Here is an 18,112-nt window from a genome sequence, read left to right as displayed (position 1 = left end):
GGACTCCCGGTGCGCGGCGCGGCGGCGCCGCGCGCAATGAGCGGGCAAGAAAAAAAGGGCTGGAGTGCGGCCCGGCAGGGCCGGGCACTGTGCCGCGGGCCGGGCCGCGCCGCGAGAGAGAGGACGGCGGGCCGGGGCGGCAAGAGCAGTGCATCAGGAGTGCACTGTACGGTACCCGGTCAGCCGGATAAAGAGGGAAAATCCGGCATGACTGTTCGTGTCCGGTGAACAGTGGCCGGGGGCAGGGGCCGGCCGGCCCCGGCGCGGCGGGTCAGCGCGTATCGCGCGGCAGCAGGGGCTCGATGGCGCCCCACAGGTCGTCCGGCGTGGTGGCGCAGGCGTCGGCCGCCCAGGTGGTGATGTTCTCGTCCTGGCCCAGGTAGCCGTAGGCCGCCGCCACCGCCGGCATGCCGGCGGCATGGGCGGCCTGGATGTCGCGCAGGTCGTCGCCCACGTACACGCAGCGGTCGGCGGCGTAGCCGGCCTCGCGCGCGGCGTGCAGCAGCGGCGCCGGGTGCGGCTTGGCGTGCTCGGTGGTGTCGCCGCATACCAGGACCGCGCTGTGGCGGGTCAGCCCCAGGAATTCGACGATGGGCAGGGTCAGGTGGGTGACCTTGTTGGTGACGATGCCCCAGGCCAGCCCGCGGGCGCGTATGCCGTCGAGCAAGGCGGCAATGCCGGGAAACAGGCGGCTGTGCACGGTGGAGCCGGCCGCGTAGTCTTCCAGGAACTGCAGCCGGGCGGCTTCGTAGCCGGGATGGTCGGGCAGCAGGCCCAGCGCAATGCGCAGCAGCCCCCGCGCGCCTTGCGAGGCCACCGGGCGCAGCGTTTCGTAGGGCAGGGGTTCCAGCCCGCGCCGGGTGCGCTGGCGGTTCGCCGCGGCGGCCAGGTCGGGGGCGGTGTCGGCCAGGGTGCCGTCGAAGTCGAACAGGATCAGTGCGCTCATTTGCGGGTGGACATCAGGTAGTTCACGGAAGTGTCGCCCGACAGGCTGTACACCTGGGTGACGGGGTTGTATTCCATGCCGCGCATACCGGCGGGCTGCAGGCCGGCCTGGCGCGCCGAGGCGGCCAGTTCGCTGGGCTTGATGAACTGGTCGTGGCTGTGCGTGCCGCGCGGCAGCAGGCGCAGCACGTACTCGGCGCCGATGATGGCGTACAGGAACGACTTGGCGTTGCGGTTCAGGGTGGAAAAGAAGACCCACCCGCCCGGCTTGGCCAGGGCCGCGCAGGCGCGCACGACCGAGCCCGGATCGGGCACGTGCTCGAGCATTTCCATGCAGGTCACGATGTCGTAGCGCTCGGGCTGCTCGGCGGCCAGGTCTTCGACGGGCACGGCGCGGTATTCCACTTGCACGCCCGATTCCAGGCCATGCAGGCGGGCGATTTTCAGGGACCGTTCGGCCAGGTCGATGCCGGTGACCCGGGCGCCGGCCACGGCCATGCTCTCGGACAGGATGCCGCCGCCGCAGCCGACGTCCAGCACGGTCTTGCCCGCCAGGCTGCCGGCGCATTCCTGGATCCAGTCCAGGCGCAGCGGATTGATGGCGTGCAGGGGCTTGAACTCGCTTTCGGGGTCCCACCAGCGGGCGGCCAGGGCCGCGAACTTGTCCAGCTCGGCCTGGTCGGCGTTCACGCCGGGGCGGGCGGATGCAGGGGTTTGGGTTGTCATGGGCAACAGGGCGCGGCCGCGCCGGGATGAAAAAAAGGGCCTCGCAGTGCGAGGCCCTTCATTGTAGCGGCTAGCGCGTCGATTAACGGCGGCTACCCACGACTTCGATTTCAACGCGGCGGTTCTGGGCACGGCCTTCACGCGTCTTGTTGGAAGCGACGGGCTGCAGTTCGCCCTTGCCTTCCGTGTAGATGCGGTTGGGGTCGACACCCTTGCTGACCAGGTAGGCCTTGACCGAAGCGGCACGGCGCTCGGACAGACCCTGGTTGTATTTTTCGGTACCGATCGAGTCGGTGTGGCCGACGGCGATGATGGTTTCGAGATCGATGCCCTGGGCTTGCTGGGCAACTTGATCCAGCAGCTGGCGGCCTTCCGGCTTCAGCGTCGACTTGTCGAAGTCGAAGAACGTGTCGGCGTTGAAGACAACCTTGGTGGCCATCGGCGTCGGCTTGGCGGGCGCTTGAGCAACCGGCACGCCGTCGCAGCCGGGGATACCGGTCGCCGGGGTCCAGAAGGCATCGCGCCAGCACAGTTCATTCGTGCCGTTCATCCACACGTCGCCGAACGGGTTGCGCCAGTTGTCCACGGTTTGCGCGGAAGCTGCACCAGAGGCCGTAACGGCGGCGAAGGCGAGCGCCAGAGCGAATTTGGAGGGTTTGTTCATGTTTCTCCTCGTTGAGCTTGAAGCTGGATAAGTGACTCGCAGCGAACCCCCGCCGCATATCAGGAAAACGGGGCCAGTATAGCAACGCCCAGAAAAGGTTCAAAGGATCGCTACTGGGTCTCCTGCGTGCTGGAAACAATCTTAAGGCATTTGATGACCTTTGGCTTCCCTCGAAAGCCGCATTGGTGCTGGATATGATCTTTTCTTCTCTGTGTGCCGCAGGGATGTTGGTTTTTGACAACAGGGCGGCAATCGCACCATCCGGCCGGCCCCGGTCGCGCGCCGCGTGGGGCCCCGGGAAGCCATCCGACAATCGGATGATAGAATTTCCTGTTTACCCGGCCCGGGTTTCCTCTTACTCGATTCAGTCGCTATATATATGGATTCCTTTGCCAAGGAGACGCTTCCGGTATCGCTGGAAGAAGAGATGCGCCGCAGCTACCTGGATTACGCCATGAGCGTGATCGTGGGGCGGGCGCTGCCAGATGTGCGCGACGGCCTCAAGCCGGTGCACCGGCGCGTGCTCTATGCCATGCACGAGCTCAACAACGACTGGAACCGCGCCTACAAGAAGTCGGCCCGTATCGTTGGCGACGTCATCGGTAAGTACCACCCCCACGGCGACCAATCGGTGTACGACACCATTGTGCGCATGGCGCAAGATTTCTCCATGCGCTATATGCTGGTCGACGGCCAGGGCAACTTCGGCTCGATCGACGGCGACAGCGCCGCGGCCATGCGCTACACCGAAGTGCGCCTGGCCAAGATCGCCCACGAGCTGCTGGCCGACATCGACCAGGAAACCGTCGATTTCGGCCCCAACTACGACGGCAGCGAACAAGAACCGCTGCTGCTGCCTTCGCGCCTGCCCAACCTGCTGGTCAACGGCAGCTCGGGCATCGCCGTGGGCATGGCCACCAATATCCCGCCGCACAACCTGCAGGAAGTGGTCGACGGCTGCCTGTACTGCCTGCGCAATCCCGAGTGCACGGTCGACGAACTCATCGAGATCATCCCGGCGCCCGATTTCCCCACCGGGGGCATCATCTACGGCATGTCGGGCGTGCGCGAAGGCTATCGCACGGGCCGCGGCCGCGTGGTCATGCGCGCCAAGACCCACTTCGAAGACATGGAAAAGGGCAACCGGCAGGCCATCGTGGTCGACGCCATTCCCTACCAGGTCAACAAGAAGACGCTGCAAGAGCGCATCGCCGAGCTGGTCAACGAGAAGAAGATCGAAGGCATCTCCGATATCCGCGACGAGTCCGACAAAGACGGCATGCGCCTGGTCATCGAGCTCAAGCGCGGCGAAGTGCCCGAGGTCATCCTCAACAATCTGTACAAGAACACCCAGCTGCAGGACACCTTCGGGATGAACCTGGTGGCGCTGGTCGACGGCCAGCCGCGCCTGCTGAACCTGAAGCAGCTGATCCATTACTTCCTGCAGCACCGCCGCGAAGTGGTCACGCGCCGCACCGTGTTCCAGCTGCGCAAGGCGCGCGAGCGCGGCCACGTGCTGGAAGGCCTGGCGGTGGCGCTGGCCAACATCGACGATTTCATCGCCATCATCAAGGCCGCGCCCACGCCGCCGGTGGCGCGCCAGGAACTGATGGCGCGTTCGTGGGATTCTTCCCTGGTGCGCGAAATGCTGTCGCGTTCCGACCTCGACGCCGTGGGCGGGCGCGCGGCGTTCCGCCCCGACGACCTGCACGAAAGCTTCGGCCTGCAGGGCGACGGCCTGTACCGCCTGAGCGAAACCCAGGCGCAGGAAATCCTGAACATGCGCCTGCAGCGCCTGACCGGGCTCGAGCAGGACAAGATCGTCGGCGAATACAAAGACGTGATGGCCACCATTGCCGACCTGCTCGACATCCTGGCCAAGCCGGAACGCATCACCACCATCATCGGCGAAGAGCTGCAGGCCATCAAGGCCGAGTTCTCCACCAGCGCCAAGGATACGCGACGCTCCGACATCGAGTTCAACGCCACCGAGCTCGACACCGAAGACCTGATCACGCCCACCGACATGGTGGTCACCCTGTCGCACGCCGGCTATATCAAGAGCCAGCCGCTGTCCGAATACCGGTCGCAGAAGCGCGGCGGGCGCGGCAAGCAGGCCACGGCCATGAAGGAAAACGACTGGATCGACCAGCTCTTCATCGCCAATACGCACAACTACCTGCTGTGCTTCTCCGACCGCGGCCGGGTGTACTGGCTGAAAGTCTGGGAAGTCCCGCAGGGCACGCGCGGATCGCGCGGCCGGCCCATCGTCAACATGTTCCCGCTGGCCGACGGCGAGAAAATCACGGTGGTGCTGCCGGTCAAGGAATTCAGCGAAGACAACTACGTCTTCATGGCCACCTCGCGCGGCACCGTCAAGAAGACCCCGCTGTCCGATTTCTCCAATCCGCGCAAGGCCGGCATCATCGCCGTGGGCCTCGATGAGGGCGACTACCTTATCGGCGCCGATCTCACCGACGGCAAGCATGACGTCATGCTGTTCTCCGACGCCGGCAAGGCCGTGCGCTTCGACGAGAACGACGTGCGCCCCATGGGCCGCAACGCCCGCGGCGTGCGCGGCATGACGCTCGAAGACAACCAGGCCGTCATCGCGCTGCTGGTGGCCGGCGACGAATCGCAAAGCGTGCTCACCGCCACCGAAAACGGCTACGGCAAGCGCACCTCCATCGCCGAATACACCCGTCACGGCCGCGGCACCAAGGGCATGATCGCCATCCAGACCTCGTCGCGCAACGGCAAGGTGGTGGGCGCCGTGCTGGTGATGCCGTCGGATGAAATCATGCTCATCACCACCGGCGGCGTGCTGGTGCGCACCCGCGTCAGCGAAATCCGCGAAATGGGCCGCGCCACGCAGGGCGTCACGCTGATCAGCGTCGACGACGGCAGCAGCCTGTCGGGCGTGCGCCGCGTGGTCGAAAGCGACGCCGACGCCGACGACGAAGAATCCGAAGCCATGGACGCCGAAGGCGGCGAGTCCGGCGCTTCGCCCGAACCGACCGAACCCACGGAGCAATAATGGCCCGTCCCTGGAACTTCTCGGCGGGCCCGTCGGCCTTGCCCGAAGCGGTGCTGCGGCAGGCCGCCGCCGAAATGCTGGACTGGAACGGCAGCGGCATGTCCGTGATGGAAATGAGCCATCGCGGCAAGCACTTCGTGCAGATCTGCGACCAGGCCGAAGCCGACCTGCGCGACCTGCTGGGCGTGCCGGCCGACTACGCGGTGATGTTCATGCAGGGCGGCGGGCTGGGCGAAAACGCCATCGTGCCCATGAACCTGATCGGCCGGCGCGGCCATCCGGCGGCCGATTTCGTGCTGACCGGCCACTGGTCCACCCGTTCGCACAAAGAGGCCGGCCGCTACGGCGACGCGCACGTGGCCGCCAGTGCCGGCGCGGCAACCGGCATCGACGGCCGCGAGCAGGCTCCCTGGACCTGGGTGCCCCCGGTGGATTCCTGGAATGTCCGTCCCGAGGCGGCCTATCTGCACCTGTGCAGCAACGAAACCATTCACGGCGTCGAATTTACCGACTGGCCCGACCTGGCCGCGCTGGGCGCGCCCGACGTGCCGCTGGTGGTGGACGCCTCGTCGCATTTCCTGTCGCGCCCCATGGATGTCACGCGGGCCGGCCTGCTGTTCGCCGGCGCCCAGAAAAATGCCGGCCCGGCCGGCGTCACCATGGTGGTGGCGCGGCGCGACCTCATCGGCAAAGCCCTGCCGATCTGCCCGTCGGCCTTCGACTACGCCAATGTGGCGGCAGAGCATTCGCGCTACAACACGCCGCCCGCGTTCGCCATTTATATCGCCGGCCTGGTCTTCAAGTGGGTGAAGGCGCAGGGCGGGGTGGCCGGCATGGAAGCCGCCAACCGCGCCAAGGCCGACCTGTTGTACGGCTACCTGGACGGCACCGATTTCTATCGCAACCCGGTGCACGCGCCGGTGCGCTCGCGCATGAACGTGCCGTTCGTGCTGCGCGACGAATCGCTCAACGACGCCTTCCTGCAGGGCGCCGAGGCCGCCGGGCTGATGCAACTCAAGGGCCACAAAAGCGTGGGCGGCATGCGCGCTTCCATATACAACGCCATGCCGCTCGATGGCGTGCGCGCGCTGGTCGATTACCTGCAAGACTTCGAGCGCCGCCATGGCTGATTCCCTGCAAGACAAGCTCAAGCCGCTGCGCGAGCGCATCGATGCCCTGGACGCACAGATTCTCGATCTGCTGTCGCAGCGCGCCCGCGCCGCGCTCGACGTGGGCGAAGTCAAGCACGCCGCCGCGGCCGACGGCCCGGTGCTGCGCCCCGAACGCGAGGCCGAGGTCATCCGCCGCCTGCAGCAGCTGAACCCGGGGCCGTTCCCGCGCGATGCGGTGGCTTCGGTCTGGACGGAAATCATCTCGGCCTGCCGCGGCCTCGAGCGCGGCATGACCGTGGCTTACCTGGGGCCGCAAGGCTCGTTTTCCGAGCAGGCGGCCTTCGAGCATTTCGGCCGTTCGGTGCAGCCGCTGCCCTGTCCGTCTTTCGACGAGGTGTTTCGCGCCGTCGAGGCCGGGCAGGCCGACGTGGGCATGGTGCCGGTGGAAAACTCCACTGAAGGCGCGGTCAACCGCAACCTCGACCTGCTGCTCAATACCCCGCTGAAAATCCTGGGCGAGCGCTCGCTCGACATCCGCCACTGCCTGATGACGCAATCGGGCTCGATGGACGGCGTGACCACCGTCGCCGCCCATCCGCAGGCGCTGGCCCAGTGCCAGGCCTGGCTGAACCGCCATTATCCCGGCCTGGACCGGGTCGCCGAGGCCAGCAATTCCGAGGCGGCGCGCGTGGCGGCCGGCAATCCGGCCATTGCCGCCATTGCCGGCGAAAGCGCCGCGCCCGCCTGGAACCTGCAGGTGGTGGCCGCCGGCATTCAAGACGACCCCAACAACCGCACGCGCTTCCTGGCGGTGGGCGACATCCAGCCGCTGCCCAGCGGCAAGGACAAGACCAGCCTGATCCTGGCCGTGCCCAACCGCGCCGGCGCGGTCTACGACATGCTGGCGCCGCTGGCCGCCAATGGCGTGTCCATGACCCGCTTCGAATCGCGGCCGGCCCGCACCGGCCAGTGGGAATACTATTTCTACGTCGATGTGCTGGGGCACCGCGACGATCCCCAGGTCGCCCGCGCGCTGGCCGATCTGCAGGAGCAGGTTGCTTTCATCAAGGTGCTGGGTTCGTACCCGGCGCAGTAAATCTTCCACGCGTACGCGCACCGCCATGACTACCGCCATCAAGCCGTTGACCGCTCCCGCCCACGTCAGCGCCATTGCTCCCTACCAGGCCGGCAAGCCCATCGAAGAGCTGGCCCGCGAGTTCGGGCTCGACCCGGCCGGCATCGTCAAGCTGGCTTCCAACGAGAACCCGCTGGGCATGCCCGAATCGGCGCATCGTGCGCTGGCCGCGGCGGCCGGCACGCTGGCCCGCTACCCCGATCCCAACGGCTTCGACCTGAAGGCCGCGCTGGCCGAACGCTACGGCGTGCCCATGGGCTGGATCACCCTGGGCAACGGCTCGAACGACATCCTGGAAATCGCCGCGCTGGCGCTGCTCGAGCCGGGCACGTCGGCCGTGTACGCGCAGCATTCGTTCGCGGTCTACCGCCTGGCCACCCAGGCGCGCGGCGCGCGCCACATCCAGGTGCCCGCGCGCGATTACGGCCACGACCTCGACGCCATGTTCGAGGCCATCGCCGACGACACCCGCCTGGTGTTCATCGCCAACCCCAACAACCCCACCGGCACCTTCGTGCCGGGCGCCGAGGTGGCGGCCTTCCTGCAGCGCGTGCACGCTGCCCACGGCGACCGCGTCACGGTGGTGCTGGACGAGGCCTACAACGAATACCTGGATCCCGAGCTGCGCTTCGACAGCGTGGCCCTGGTGCGTCAGTATCCCAACCTGATCGTCTCTCGCACGTTCTCCAAGGCCTATGGGCTGGCCGGGCTGCGCGTGGGCTACGCCGTGGCGCAGCCGGTGCTTACCGACCTGCTCAATCGCGTGCGCCAGCCGTTCAACGTGAACACGCTGGCGCAGGCCGCCGCCATCGCGGCACTGGGCGACGCCGATTACCTGGCGCGCTCCTACCAGCTGAACAAGGCGGGCAAGCAGCAGCTGTGCGCGGCATTCGAAAGCCTGTCGCGGCGCTATGTGCCCAGCTACGGCAATTTCGTGCTGGTGCACGTGGGCGACGCCCAGCGCGTCAACCTCGAACTGCTCAAGCGCGGCGTGATCGTGCGGCCGGTGGCGGGCGACGGCCTGCCCGAATGGCTGCGCGTCACCATCGGCCTGCCCGAAGAAAACCAGCGGTTCATCGCCGCACTGACGGAAGTCCTGGCCGCATGACGCGCCCGCCGGCCGGCACCGCGACGCAGGGAGCCGATGGCCCCCTGATTCCTGTCCTGGCGGTGGTGGGCGTCGGCCTGATCGGCGGTTCGGCCGCGCTGGCGCTGCGCCAGGCGGGGCGGGTGGGGCGCGTGCTGGGCGTGGGGCGCAATGCGCAGTCGCTGGCGCGGGCCCGCGAGCTGGGCCTGATCGACGCCGCGGCCACGCCGCAAGAGGCCGCCGCGCAGGCCGATGTCATTCTGCTGGCCACGCCCGTAGGCGGGCTGGGGGCGCTGCTGGCCCAGCTGCGCCCGTACTTGAACCCGCGCACCGTGCTCACCGATGCCGGCAGCACCAAGGCCGAAGTCGTGGCGGCCGCGCGCGCCGCGCTGGGCGACCGCATCGGTCAGTTCGTGCCCGGCCACCCGATCGCCGGCGCCGAGCGCAGCGGGCCCGATGCGGCCGACGCAGACCTTTACCGGCGCCGCACCGTCATCCTCACGCCCTTGCCCGAGAATGCCCCGGCCGGGGTCGCGCGCGTGCGCGACTTGTGGCAGGCTTGTGGCGCGCACGTCATCGACATGGATGCCGACGCGCACGACCACGTACTGGCTTCGGTCAGCCACATGCCGCACTTGCTGGCGGCGGCGTACATGGCCCAGGTGGCCGCCGCCGACAACGCGGCGGCGCGGCTGGCCCTGGCCGGCACGGGGTTCCGCGATTTCACCCGCATCGCGGCCGGATCGCCCGAGATGTGGCGCGACATCTTCCTGTCCAACCGCGCCGCCCTGCGCACCGAACTGGCGGCGGTGCGCGCCGTGCTGGACCAGGCCGAGCGCGCCATGGCCGATGGCGACGGCGCCGCGCTCGAGGCGCTGCTGGCGCGCGCCTCCCAGGCGCGCCGCGACTGGCGCAAGGAGTAGTTTCTGCCATGACCGGACAGCCCTATCTCGATCTGCCCCGCGCCAGGCAGGCGCGCGGCCGGGTCGCCCTGCCGGGCTCCAAAAGCATTTCCAACCGGGTGCTGCTGCTGGCCGCCCTGGCCGGCGGCCGCACCGATATATCGGGCCTGCTCGATTCCGACGACACCCGCGTGATGCTGGCTGCGCTGCGCCAGCTGGGCGTCGAGCTGGCCGAGGCAGGCGCGGGCCGCGTCAGCGTCACCGGCGCCGGCCGCTTTCCCGTGCGGCAGGCCGACCTGTTCCTGGGCAATGCCGGCACGGCGTTCCGGCCGCTGACCGCGGCGCTGGCCCTGATGGGCGGGCAGTACCGGCTGTCGGGCGTGCCGCGCATGCACGAGCGCCCCATCGGCGACCTGGTCGACGCGCTGCGGCAGTGGGGCGCCCACATCGATTACCAGGGCCAGCCGGGCTATCCGCCGCTGGCCATCGGCGCGGGCCGGATCCAGGCCGCGGCGCCGGCGCGCGTGCAGGGCGCCGTGTCCAGCCAGTTCCTGACTGCGCTGCTGCTGGCCGCGCCCGTGCTGGCGCAGGGCAGCGACCGGTCGGTGGTCATCGAGGTGGCCGGCGAGCTGATTTCCAAGCCCTATATCGAAATCACCCTCAATCTGATGGCGCGCTATGGCGTGCAGGTGCGGCGCGACGGCTGGCGCAGTTTCACCATCGAGCCCGGCGCGGCCTATCGCAGCCCGGGCGCCATCGCGGTCGAGGGCGACGCCTCGTCGGCTTCGTACTTCCTGGCGCTGGGCGCCATCGGTGGCGGCCCGGTGCGGGTTGCCGGCGTGGGCGCCGACAGCATCCAGGGCGATGTGGCCTTCGCCCGCACCCTGGCCGACATGGGCGCGCAGATCGATTACGGCCCCGGCTGGATCGAAGCGCGCGGCGTGCGGGTGGACCAGGGCGGCCGGCTGAAGGCGTTCGACACCGATTTCAACCTGATTCCCGATGCCGCCATGACCGCGGCCGCGCTGGCGCTGTATGCCGACGGCCCGTGCCGCCTGCGCAACATCGGCAGCTGGCGCGTCAAGGAAACCGACCGCATCCACGCCATGCACACCGAGCTGGCCAAGCTGGGCGCGGGCGTGGAATCCGGCCCCGACTGGCTGCGCATCACGCCGCCGCCGCAGGGCGGCTGGCGCGACGCCCATATCGGCACCTACGACGACCACCGCATGGCCATGTGCTTCTCGCTGGCCGCCTTCGGGCCGGCCGCCGTGCGCATCCTGGACCCGGGCTGCGTCAGCAAGACCTTCCCCGATTACTTCGACGTCTATGCCGGGCTGGTGTCCGGCGCCTCCGATCGACATGACGACTGATTCCGCATCTTCCGCCGGCGCTACTGTTCCGGTTATCGCCATCGACGGCCCCACCGCCTCGGGCAAAGGCACCGTCGCCCACCGGGTGGCGAAGGCGCTGGGCTGGGCGGTGCTCGACAGCGGGGCGCTGTACCGGCTGACCGCGCTGGCGGCCCTGAACCGCAGCCTGGCGGCCGAGGACGAGGCCGGCGTGGCCGACGTGGCGCGCGGCCTGGACACCCGTTTCGAGGGCCGGCACATCTACCTGGAAGGCGCCGAAGTCGGGGAGGCCATCCGCCAGGAGCGCGTCGGCAATTTCGCCTCGCGCGTCGCCGCCTACCCGGCCGTGCGGCAGGCGCTGCTCGAGCGCCAGCGGGCGTTTCGCGTGCCGCCCGGGCTGGTGGCCGACGGCCGCGACATGGGCACGGTAGTGTTTCCGGACGCCGCCCTGAAGGTATTCCTGGTGGCCGATGTCGAAGCGCGTGCCGAAAGGCGCTGTAAGCAGTTGATCGAAAAGGGAATTTCCGCTAAACTATCCGACCTTTTGCACGATATGCGCGAACGCGATGCGCGCGACACGCAGCGCAGCGCGGCGCCGCTGGTGCCAGCGGCCGATGCGCACGTGCTCGATTCGTCCACCCTGACCATCGAGCAAACGGTGCAGGCAGTACTCGATTTCTGGAAAGTTTCCGTCCCTGGCGGCGGTTCGTAGTTCCGGGCAAGCGCCCGGGGGCTTCGGGCCCTGCCAGGTTCATTCACTCCACTGTCGCGGGCAATCCGCTTCGGTGTGTTTTTAACGGCCATTCCGGCCTAATGGATTTCAACCCCATGTCTTCCGTTTCCACCCCCGCCACCGGCGGCGAAAGCTTCGCCGACCTCTTCGCAGAAAGCCTCAAGAGCCAGGACATGAAGTCCGGCGAAGTCATCAGCGCCGAAGTCGTGCGCGTCGACCACAACTTCGTCGTCGTCAACGCCGGCCTGAAGTCCGAAGCGCTGATCCCCCTGGAAGAGTTCCTGAACGACCAGGGCGAGCTCGAAGTGCAACCCGGCGATTTCGTCTCGGTGGCTATCGATTCCCTGGAAAACGGCTACGGCGACACCATCCTGTCGCGTGACCGCGCCAAGCGCCTGTCGGCCTGGCTGCAACTGGAAAAAGCCCTCGAAAACGGCGAACTGGTCACTGGCACCATCACCGGCAAGGTCAAGGGCGGCCTGACCGTCATGACCAACGGCATCCGCGCGTTCCTGCCGGGCTCGCTGGTCGACCTGCGTCCCGTCAAGGACACCACCCCGTACGAAGGCAAGACCCTCGAATTCAAGGTCATCAAGCTCGACCGCAAGCGCAACAACGTCGTGCTGTCGCGCCGCCAGGTGCTGGAAGCCAGCATGGGCGAAGAGCGCCAGAAGCTGCTCGAAACCCTGCACGAAGGTGCCGTGGTCAAGGGCGTGGTCAAGAACATCACCGACTACGGCGCGTTCGTCGACCTGGGCGGTATCGACGGCCTGCTGCACATCACCGACATGGCCTGGCGCCGTGTGCGTCATCCTTCCGAAGTCCTGCAAGTGGGCCAGGAAGTCGAAGCCAAGGTTCTCAAGTTCGACCAGGAAAAGAGCCGCGTCTCGCTGGGCGTCAAGCAACTGGGCGAAGATCCGTGGGTGGGCCTGGCCCGCCGCTATCCGCAAGGCACCCGCCTGTTCGGCAAGGTTACCAACCTGACCGACTACGGCGCGTTCGTCGAAGTGGAAGCCGGCATCGAAGGCCTGGTGCACGTCTCCGAAATGGACTGGACCAACAAGAACGTCGATCCGCGCAAGGTCGTTACCCTGGGCGAAGAAGTCGAAGTCATGGTCCTGGAAATCGACGAAGACCGTCGCCGCATCTCGCTGGGCATGAAGCAGTGCCGCCAGAACCCGTGGGAAGAGTTCGCCACCAACTTCAAGCGCGGCGACAAGGTCCGCGGCGCCATCAAGTCGATCACCGACTTCGGCGTGTTCGTCGGCCTGCCCGGCGGCATCGATGGCCTGGTGCACCTGTCCGACCTGTCCTGGGCCGAATCGGGTGAAGAAGCCGTGCGCAACTTCAAGAAGGGCGACGAAATCGAAGCCGTGGTGCTGGGCATCGATACCGACAAGGAACGCATCTCGCTGGGCATCAAGCAGCTGGAAGGCGATCCCTTCAACAACTTCGTCGCCACCTACGACAAGGGCGCCGTGGTGCCGGGCGTGATCAAGTCGGTCGAGCCCAAGGGCGCGGTCATCACGCTGTCGGTCGACGTCGAAGGCTACCTGCGCGCTTCCGAAATCTCTTCGGGCCGCGTCGAAGACGCCACCACCGTGCTGAAGGCCGGCGAAAACATCGAAGCCATGATCGTCAACATCGACCGCAAGACGCGTTCGATCCAGCTGTCGATCAAGGCCCGCGACAACGCCGAAACCGCCGACACCATCCAGCGCATGTCCGAAGCCAGCGCCTCCTCGGGTACCACCAACCTGGGCGCGCTGCTCAAGGCCAAGCTGGATCAACAGCGCAACGACGGCTGATAGTGACCAAGTCGGAGCTGATCGCCGCACTGGCGGCCCGCTATCCCCAGCTGGCCGCCCGCGACACCGATTACGCCGTCAAGACCATGCTCGATGCAATGACCCAGGCCCTGGCCTCGGGCCAGCGCATCGAGATCCGCGGTTTTGGCAGCTTTTCGCTGTCGCAGCGTTCACCCCGCGTCGGGCGCAATCCCAAGTCGGGCGAGCAGGTGCTGGTGCCTGGCAAGCAGGTGCCGCATTTCAAGGCCGGCAAAGAGCTGCGCGAGCGGGTCGACCTGGCCGGCGGCCTGGCCGATGCGCAGGCCGACGACGATGCGCCGGACCAGCCCCAGCCCACGCTGCTTGGCCTGCACGCCATGTAGCACGCTGGCAAGGCCCGTTGGCCGGCGCCCGATGGCAAAGCCCCTTGAACGATCAAGGGGCTTTGTTTTTGCTGCCGGGCCAGCCCGGCTTCCGCTTACAATTGAACATCTCGAACCCCCTCCTGGAGCATGCGTCATGCGCTACTTAGTCTGGGCCCTGCGATTGCTCGTTTTCATTGCGGTGCTGATGTTCGCCCTGAAGAACACCGACCCCGTAGTGGTGAAGTTCTATGCCGACTATGTCGTGCAGGACGTACCTCTCATCGTGGTCATGCTGGCCGCCTTCGTGCTGGGAACCCTGTTCGGCCTGCTGCTGACCGTGCCGGCCGCCATGCGCCGCCGCCGCGAGGCCGTGCGCCTGCGCCGCGAAGTCGAGCGCCTGCAGGCCGCCGCCAACGGCGCGCAGCCGGTGGTCGCGCCCGAGGCCATAGCCCCCATGTCGCCGCTGTAAGCGGCGCCATCCCGCTTTTTCTGCAACCGGTATAGAGCTCGCAGCGTGGATTTTGAACCTTGGTGGCTTATTTTCGTGCCCGTGCTGTTCGCATTGGGCTGGCTGGCGGCACGCTTCGACTTCCGGCAGATGCTGCGCGAAACGCGCACCTTGCCCGATTCGTACTTCCGCGGCCTGAACTTCCTGCTTAACGAGCAGCCCGACCGCGCCATCGACGCCTTCGTCGAGGTTGCCAAGCTCGATCCCGAAACCACCGAGCTGCACTTCGCGCTGGGCAGCCTGTTCCGCCGCCGTGGCGAAATGGAGCGCGCCATCCGCGTGCACCAGAGCCTGCTCAGCCGCTCCGACCTGCCCGAGGCCGAGCGCGAACATGCCCAGCACGAACTGGCGCACGACTTCCTCAAGGCCGGCATGCTCGACCGCGCCGAAAGCGCCTTCGAGCAATTGAAAGACACCCGCTACGCGCTGCCGGCGCTGCGCTCGCTGATCCGCATCTACGAATCCGAGCACGACTGGCCGCGTGCCATCGAGGCCGTCAAGACGCTGCACGGCCTGGTCGACGAGCCCGTACCGCAGATCGTGCACTATTACTGCGAACAGGCCCAGTCGGCCCTGGCCGCCAAGCCGTTCAACGCCGACGCGGCGCATGCCGCGCTCGATGCCGCCGACCATGCCGCCCGGCAGGCCGGGCAGGGCGAGCCGGCCGGCAAGTCCGCCAAGGTGCGCACCGCCATGCTGCGCGCGCGCCTGGCACAGCTCGAGCAAGACCCGAAGCGCGAGCGCCTGTACCTGGAATCCATCCTGGCCGACGCGCCCGAGTTCGCCGGGCTGGTGGCCGAACAGCTGCTGGCCAGCTACCGCGCGGCCGACCAGGCCGCCGAGGGTCTGGAGCTGCTGCAGAAGCAGTACGCGCAGCATCCGTCTCTGGACCTGTTCAACGTGGTGTTCCGCGAGCTGCGGGTGCAGCAGGGCGCCGCGCCCGCCTGGGCGTTTGCCCGCGGCGCGCTGCGGCACCATCCCTCGCTGCTGGGGCTCGACCGCCTGCTCGAGGCCGAGCTGGGCAGCAGCAACGGCGCACCGCAGGAACAGGGTCCGGTGCGCGGCGCCGACCTCAGCCTGCTGCGCAGCCTGATCCACAAGCATACGCAGCGTCTCGACCGCTACGCCTGCCGCAATTGCGGCTTCCAGGCGCGGCGGTATTATTGGCAATGCCCGGGCTGCAATGCCTGGGAAACCTACGCGCCGCGCCGTCTGGAAGAACTCGAATGAAGCCATTTCCCGCCGAGGCCATTACGCGCAGCCGCGTGCTTGTCGTGGGCGACGTCATGCTGGACCGCTACTGGTTCGGCGAGGTCGACCGCATTTCGCCCGAGGCGCCGGTTCCCGTGGTGCGCGTGGCGCGCCGCGAAGACCGCCTGGGCGGCGCGGCCAACGTGGCGCGCAACGTCGTCGCGCTGGGCGGGCAGGCCACGCTGGTGGGCATCGTGGGCGCCGACGAGGCCGGCGACAGCATTGCCCGGATGGCCGGGCAGGCCGGCGTGCAGGCCGACCTGGCCGCCGACGCCGAGCACCCCACCACCCTGAAAATGCGCGTGCTGGGCCGCCAGCAGCAGCTGTTGCGCGTCGATTTCGAGCAGCATCCGGCCACCGCCGCGCTCGACGAACTCGACGCCCGCGTGGCGCGCCACCTGGCCAACCACGATGTGGTGGTGCTGTCCGATTACGCCAAGGGCGCGCTCGACCGGGTCGAGTCCCTGATCTCGCAGGCGCGCGCCGCCGGCGTGCCCGTGCTGGTCGACCCCAAGGGCGACGACTACGCCCGTTATCGCGGCGCCACCCTGGTCACGCCCAACCGTTCCGAAATGCAGCAGGCCGTGGGCCGCTGGAATTCCGAATCGCAACTCACCGAGCGCGCCCAGCGGCTGCGCGCCGATCTCGACCTCGAAGCCCTGCTGATCACCCGGTCCGAGCAGGGCATGACGCTTTTCACCGCGGCGGGCCGCGAGCACGTCGACGCCCAGGCGCACGAAGTGTTCGACGTGTCCGGCGCCGGCGACACGGTGCTGGCCACGCTGGCCGCCATGCGGGCCATCGGCCAGCCCTGGGCCGATGCCATGGGCTGGGCCAACCGCGCCGGCGGCATCGTCGTCGGCAAGCTGGGCACCTCGGTCGTTACCGCGGCAGAACTTGGAGAATCCACATGATCGTCATCACAGGCGCCGCCGGTTTCATCGGCAGCAACCTGGTGCGCGGCCTGAACCGCCGCGGCATCCGGGACATCATCGCGGTCGACGACCTGACCGAGGGCGACAAGTTCCTCAACCTGGTCGACTGCCAGATCGCCGACTATCTCGACAAAGACGAATTCCGCCGCCGCGTGCTGGCCGACTCGCTGCCGCCGGTGCGCGCCGTGCTGCACCAGGGCGCGTGCTCGGACACCACCGAGCGCAACGGCCGCTACATGCTCGACAACAATTACCGGGTCACGCTGGAACTGTTCGAGTACTGCCAGGCGCACCGCATTCCGTTCCTGTATGCCTCGTCGGCGGCCGTGTACGGCGGCTCGTCGGTGTACGTCGAAGACCCGGCCAACGAACGGCCGCTGAATGTGTACGGCTATTCCAAGCTGCTGTTCGACCAGGTGCTGCGCACCCGCATGGACGGGCTCACCGCCCAGGTGGTGGGGCTGCGCTACTTCAACGTATACGGCCCGCACGAGCAGCACAAGGGCCGCATGGCCTCGGTGGCGTTCCACAACATGAACCAGTTCCTGGCCGAAGGCCATGTGCGGCTGTTCGCGGGCTGGGACGGCTACGCCGACGGCGGGCAGAGCCGCGACTTCATCTCGGTTGAAGACGTGGTGGCGGTAAACCTGCATTTTCTCGACAACCCCGCCGCTTCGGGCATCTTCAATTGCGGCACGGGCCGCGCCCAGCCGTTCAACGACGTGGCGGCGGCCGTGGTCAACACGCTGCGCGAAGAGCGCGGCGAAGCCGCCCTGCCGCTGGACAAGCTGGTCGAGCAGGGGCTGGTGCGCTATATCCCGTTCCCCGACGACCTGAAAGGCCGCTATCAAAGCTATACCCAGGCCGACGTGGCGCAGTTGCGCGCCGCGGGCTTCACGGCGCCCATGCGCGACGTGCAGACCGGCGTGGCCGAATACGTGCGCTACTGGCGCGCGCGCGGGGCCTGAGGCCTGCTGCGTAGTTCCCGCGGCTGACCTTTCCGTTCACGCGCGGCCGGGCCGCGCAGCGCGGGCCGCATCATGGTGGGCCAGGCGGATCGACCGATCCGCCGGTCTTGTACGGAGCCCCGCCATGAATCCTTTCCTGCACGATACGGTGGCCGCGCCCTTGCCGGCGCTGCCGCGTTCCACTTTTCGCCCGGCGCCGCAGTGGCCGCTGGTGGGCCCGCGCCAGCCTGGCCGGGCCGGCGCCGCGCCGGCGCGCCGGCCCCTGGTTCGCACGGTGGGCTGCATGGCCGTCGCCGGCGGGCTGAGCCTGGCGGCCATGCCGGCCCAGTCGCTGGATGTCAACGCGGCCTCTGCCGAACAGCTCGAGGCGCTGCACGGGGTAGGGCCCCGCACGGCGCAGATCATCGTGCAGGAGCGCGAGCGCGCCGGCCCGTTCGAATCGCTGGAAGACCTGTCTGACCGTGTGCGGGGCATCGGCCGCAAGCGCCTGGGCAGCCTGCGGTCGGCCGGCCTGACGGCCGGCACCGGCGTGCCGGTGCTGACGCCCGGCAGTGTCGCCACGCCGCAATTCGCGCCGTCGCTGCCCGGGCTTTCAGCCCCCTGAA

The 18,112-nt window shown here is 68.0% G+C and carries 17 protein-coding genes; 14 read left to right on the top strand and 3 right to left on the bottom strand.

Features of this window, described 5'->3' with window-relative positions; genetic code table 11:
* Window positions 1-271 precede the first annotated feature (271 nt).
* From J2P76_RS02630 to ompA, 3 genes are all read right to left on the bottom strand, one after another.
* On the bottom strand, window positions 272-946 hold the full coding sequence (locus tag J2P76_RS02630) for an HAD-IA family hydrolase (RefSeq protein WP_207404282.1): 675 nt from the start codon (window positions 944-946) through the stop codon (window positions 272-274).
* Window positions 943-1,671: a bifunctional 2-polyprenyl-6-hydroxyphenol methylase/3-demethylubiquinol 3-O-methyltransferase UbiG gene (ubiG, locus tag J2P76_RS02625; protein WP_207404281.1), complete on the bottom strand. Its 729-nt coding sequence runs from the start codon at window positions 1,669-1,671 to the stop codon at window positions 943-945. The genes J2P76_RS02630 and ubiG overlap by 4 nt, the downstream gene beginning before the upstream one ends.
* Before the next feature lie 82 nt (window positions 1,672-1,753).
* Window positions 1,754-2,335, bottom strand: a complete 582-nt coding sequence (gene ompA, locus J2P76_RS02620) for an outer membrane protein OmpA (RefSeq protein ID WP_207404280.1) — start codon at window positions 2,333-2,335, stop codon at window positions 1,754-1,756.
* A 379-nt stretch (window positions 2,336-2,714) separates the two neighbouring features.
* Between ompA and gyrA the strand changes: the two genes are divergently transcribed.
* The 14 genes from gyrA to J2P76_RS02550 all read left to right on the top strand — a co-directional run bounded on the left by gyrA (window position 2,715) and on the right by J2P76_RS02550 (window position 18,111).
* Window positions 2,715-5,372 carry a DNA gyrase subunit A gene (gene gyrA, locus J2P76_RS02615; protein ID WP_207404279.1) on the top strand — a complete coding sequence of 886 codons (2,658 nt, stop codon included), beginning with the start codon at window positions 2,715-2,717 and terminating at the stop codon, window positions 5,370-5,372.
* Window positions 5,372-6,502, top strand: coding sequence for a 3-phosphoserine/phosphohydroxythreonine transaminase (gene serC, locus J2P76_RS02610; RefSeq protein WP_207404278.1), 1,131 nt, complete (start codon window positions 5,372-5,374; stop codon window positions 6,500-6,502). Before gyrA ends, serC begins: the two co-directional genes overlap by 1 nt.
* Window positions 6,495-7,580, top strand: a complete 1,086-nt coding sequence (gene pheA, locus J2P76_RS02605; protein WP_207404277.1) for a prephenate dehydratase — start codon at window positions 6,495-6,497, stop codon at window positions 7,578-7,580. The genes serC and pheA overlap by 8 nt, the downstream gene beginning before the upstream one ends.
* Window positions 7,581-7,605: 25 nt before the next feature.
* The gene (hisC, locus tag J2P76_RS02600; RefSeq protein WP_207404276.1) at window positions 7,606-8,727 is read left to right on the top strand and encodes a histidinol-phosphate transaminase; all 1,122 of its coding nucleotides are present in this window, start codon (window positions 7,606-7,608) and stop codon (window positions 8,725-8,727) included.
* Entirely contained in the window at window positions 8,724-9,629 is a 906-nt protein-coding gene (locus J2P76_RS02595; RefSeq protein WP_207404275.1) for a prephenate dehydrogenase, read from the top strand. The genes hisC and J2P76_RS02595 overlap by 4 nt, the downstream gene beginning before the upstream one ends.
* 8 nt (window positions 9,630-9,637) lie before the next feature.
* The gene (gene aroA / locus J2P76_RS02590) at window positions 9,638-10,981 is read left to right on the top strand and encodes a 3-phosphoshikimate 1-carboxyvinyltransferase (RefSeq protein WP_207404274.1); all 1,344 of its coding nucleotides are present in this window, start codon (window positions 9,638-9,640) and stop codon (window positions 10,979-10,981) included.
* Entirely contained in the window at window positions 10,971-11,672 is a 702-nt protein-coding gene (gene cmk, locus J2P76_RS02585; protein WP_207404273.1) for a (d)CMP kinase, read from the top strand. The genes aroA and cmk overlap by 11 nt, the downstream gene beginning before the upstream one ends.
* Window positions 11,673-11,788: 116 nt before the next feature.
* Window positions 11,789-13,501, top strand: a complete 1,713-nt coding sequence (gene rpsA / locus J2P76_RS02580) for a 30S ribosomal protein S1 (RefSeq protein ID WP_207404272.1) — start codon at window positions 11,789-11,791, stop codon at window positions 13,499-13,501.
* A 2-nt stretch (window positions 13,502-13,503) separates the two neighbouring features.
* Window positions 13,504-13,863: an integration host factor subunit beta gene (locus J2P76_RS02575; protein WP_207404271.1), complete on the top strand. Its 360-nt coding sequence runs from the start codon at window positions 13,504-13,506 to the stop codon at window positions 13,861-13,863.
* A gap of 136 nt (window positions 13,864-13,999) precedes the next feature.
* The gene (locus tag J2P76_RS02570) at window positions 14,000-14,314 is read left to right on the top strand and encodes a lipopolysaccharide assembly protein LapA domain-containing protein (RefSeq protein WP_207404270.1); all 315 of its coding nucleotides are present in this window, start codon (window positions 14,000-14,002) and stop codon (window positions 14,312-14,314) included.
* A 45-nt stretch (window positions 14,315-14,359) separates the two neighbouring features.
* On the top strand, window positions 14,360-15,583 hold the full coding sequence (gene lapB / locus J2P76_RS02565) for a lipopolysaccharide assembly protein LapB (RefSeq protein WP_207404269.1): 1,224 nt from the start codon (window positions 14,360-14,362) through the stop codon (window positions 15,581-15,583).
* Window positions 15,580-16,518, top strand: a complete 939-nt coding sequence (gene rfaE1, locus J2P76_RS02560) for a D-glycero-beta-D-manno-heptose-7-phosphate kinase (RefSeq protein ID WP_207404268.1) — start codon at window positions 15,580-15,582, stop codon at window positions 16,516-16,518. The genes lapB and rfaE1 overlap by 4 nt, the downstream gene beginning before the upstream one ends.
* A complete protein-coding gene (gene rfaD, locus J2P76_RS02555; RefSeq protein WP_207404266.1) occupies window positions 16,515-17,507 on the top strand; it encodes an ADP-glyceromanno-heptose 6-epimerase in 993 nt (330 codons plus the stop codon). The genes rfaE1 and rfaD overlap by 4 nt, the downstream gene beginning before the upstream one ends.
* 124 nt (window positions 17,508-17,631) lie before the next feature.
* Entirely contained in the window at window positions 17,632-18,111 is a 480-nt protein-coding gene (locus J2P76_RS02550) for a ComEA family DNA-binding protein (RefSeq protein WP_207404265.1), read from the top strand.
* Window position 18,112 lies beyond the last annotated feature (1 nt).

It is taken from the genome of Bordetella petrii, assembly GCF_017356245.1.
Lineage (GTDB): Bacteria > Pseudomonadota > Gammaproteobacteria > Burkholderiales > Burkholderiaceae_B > Bordetella_A > Bordetella_A petrii_D.
This window is presented reverse-complemented; position numbering and strand designations above follow the sequence as displayed.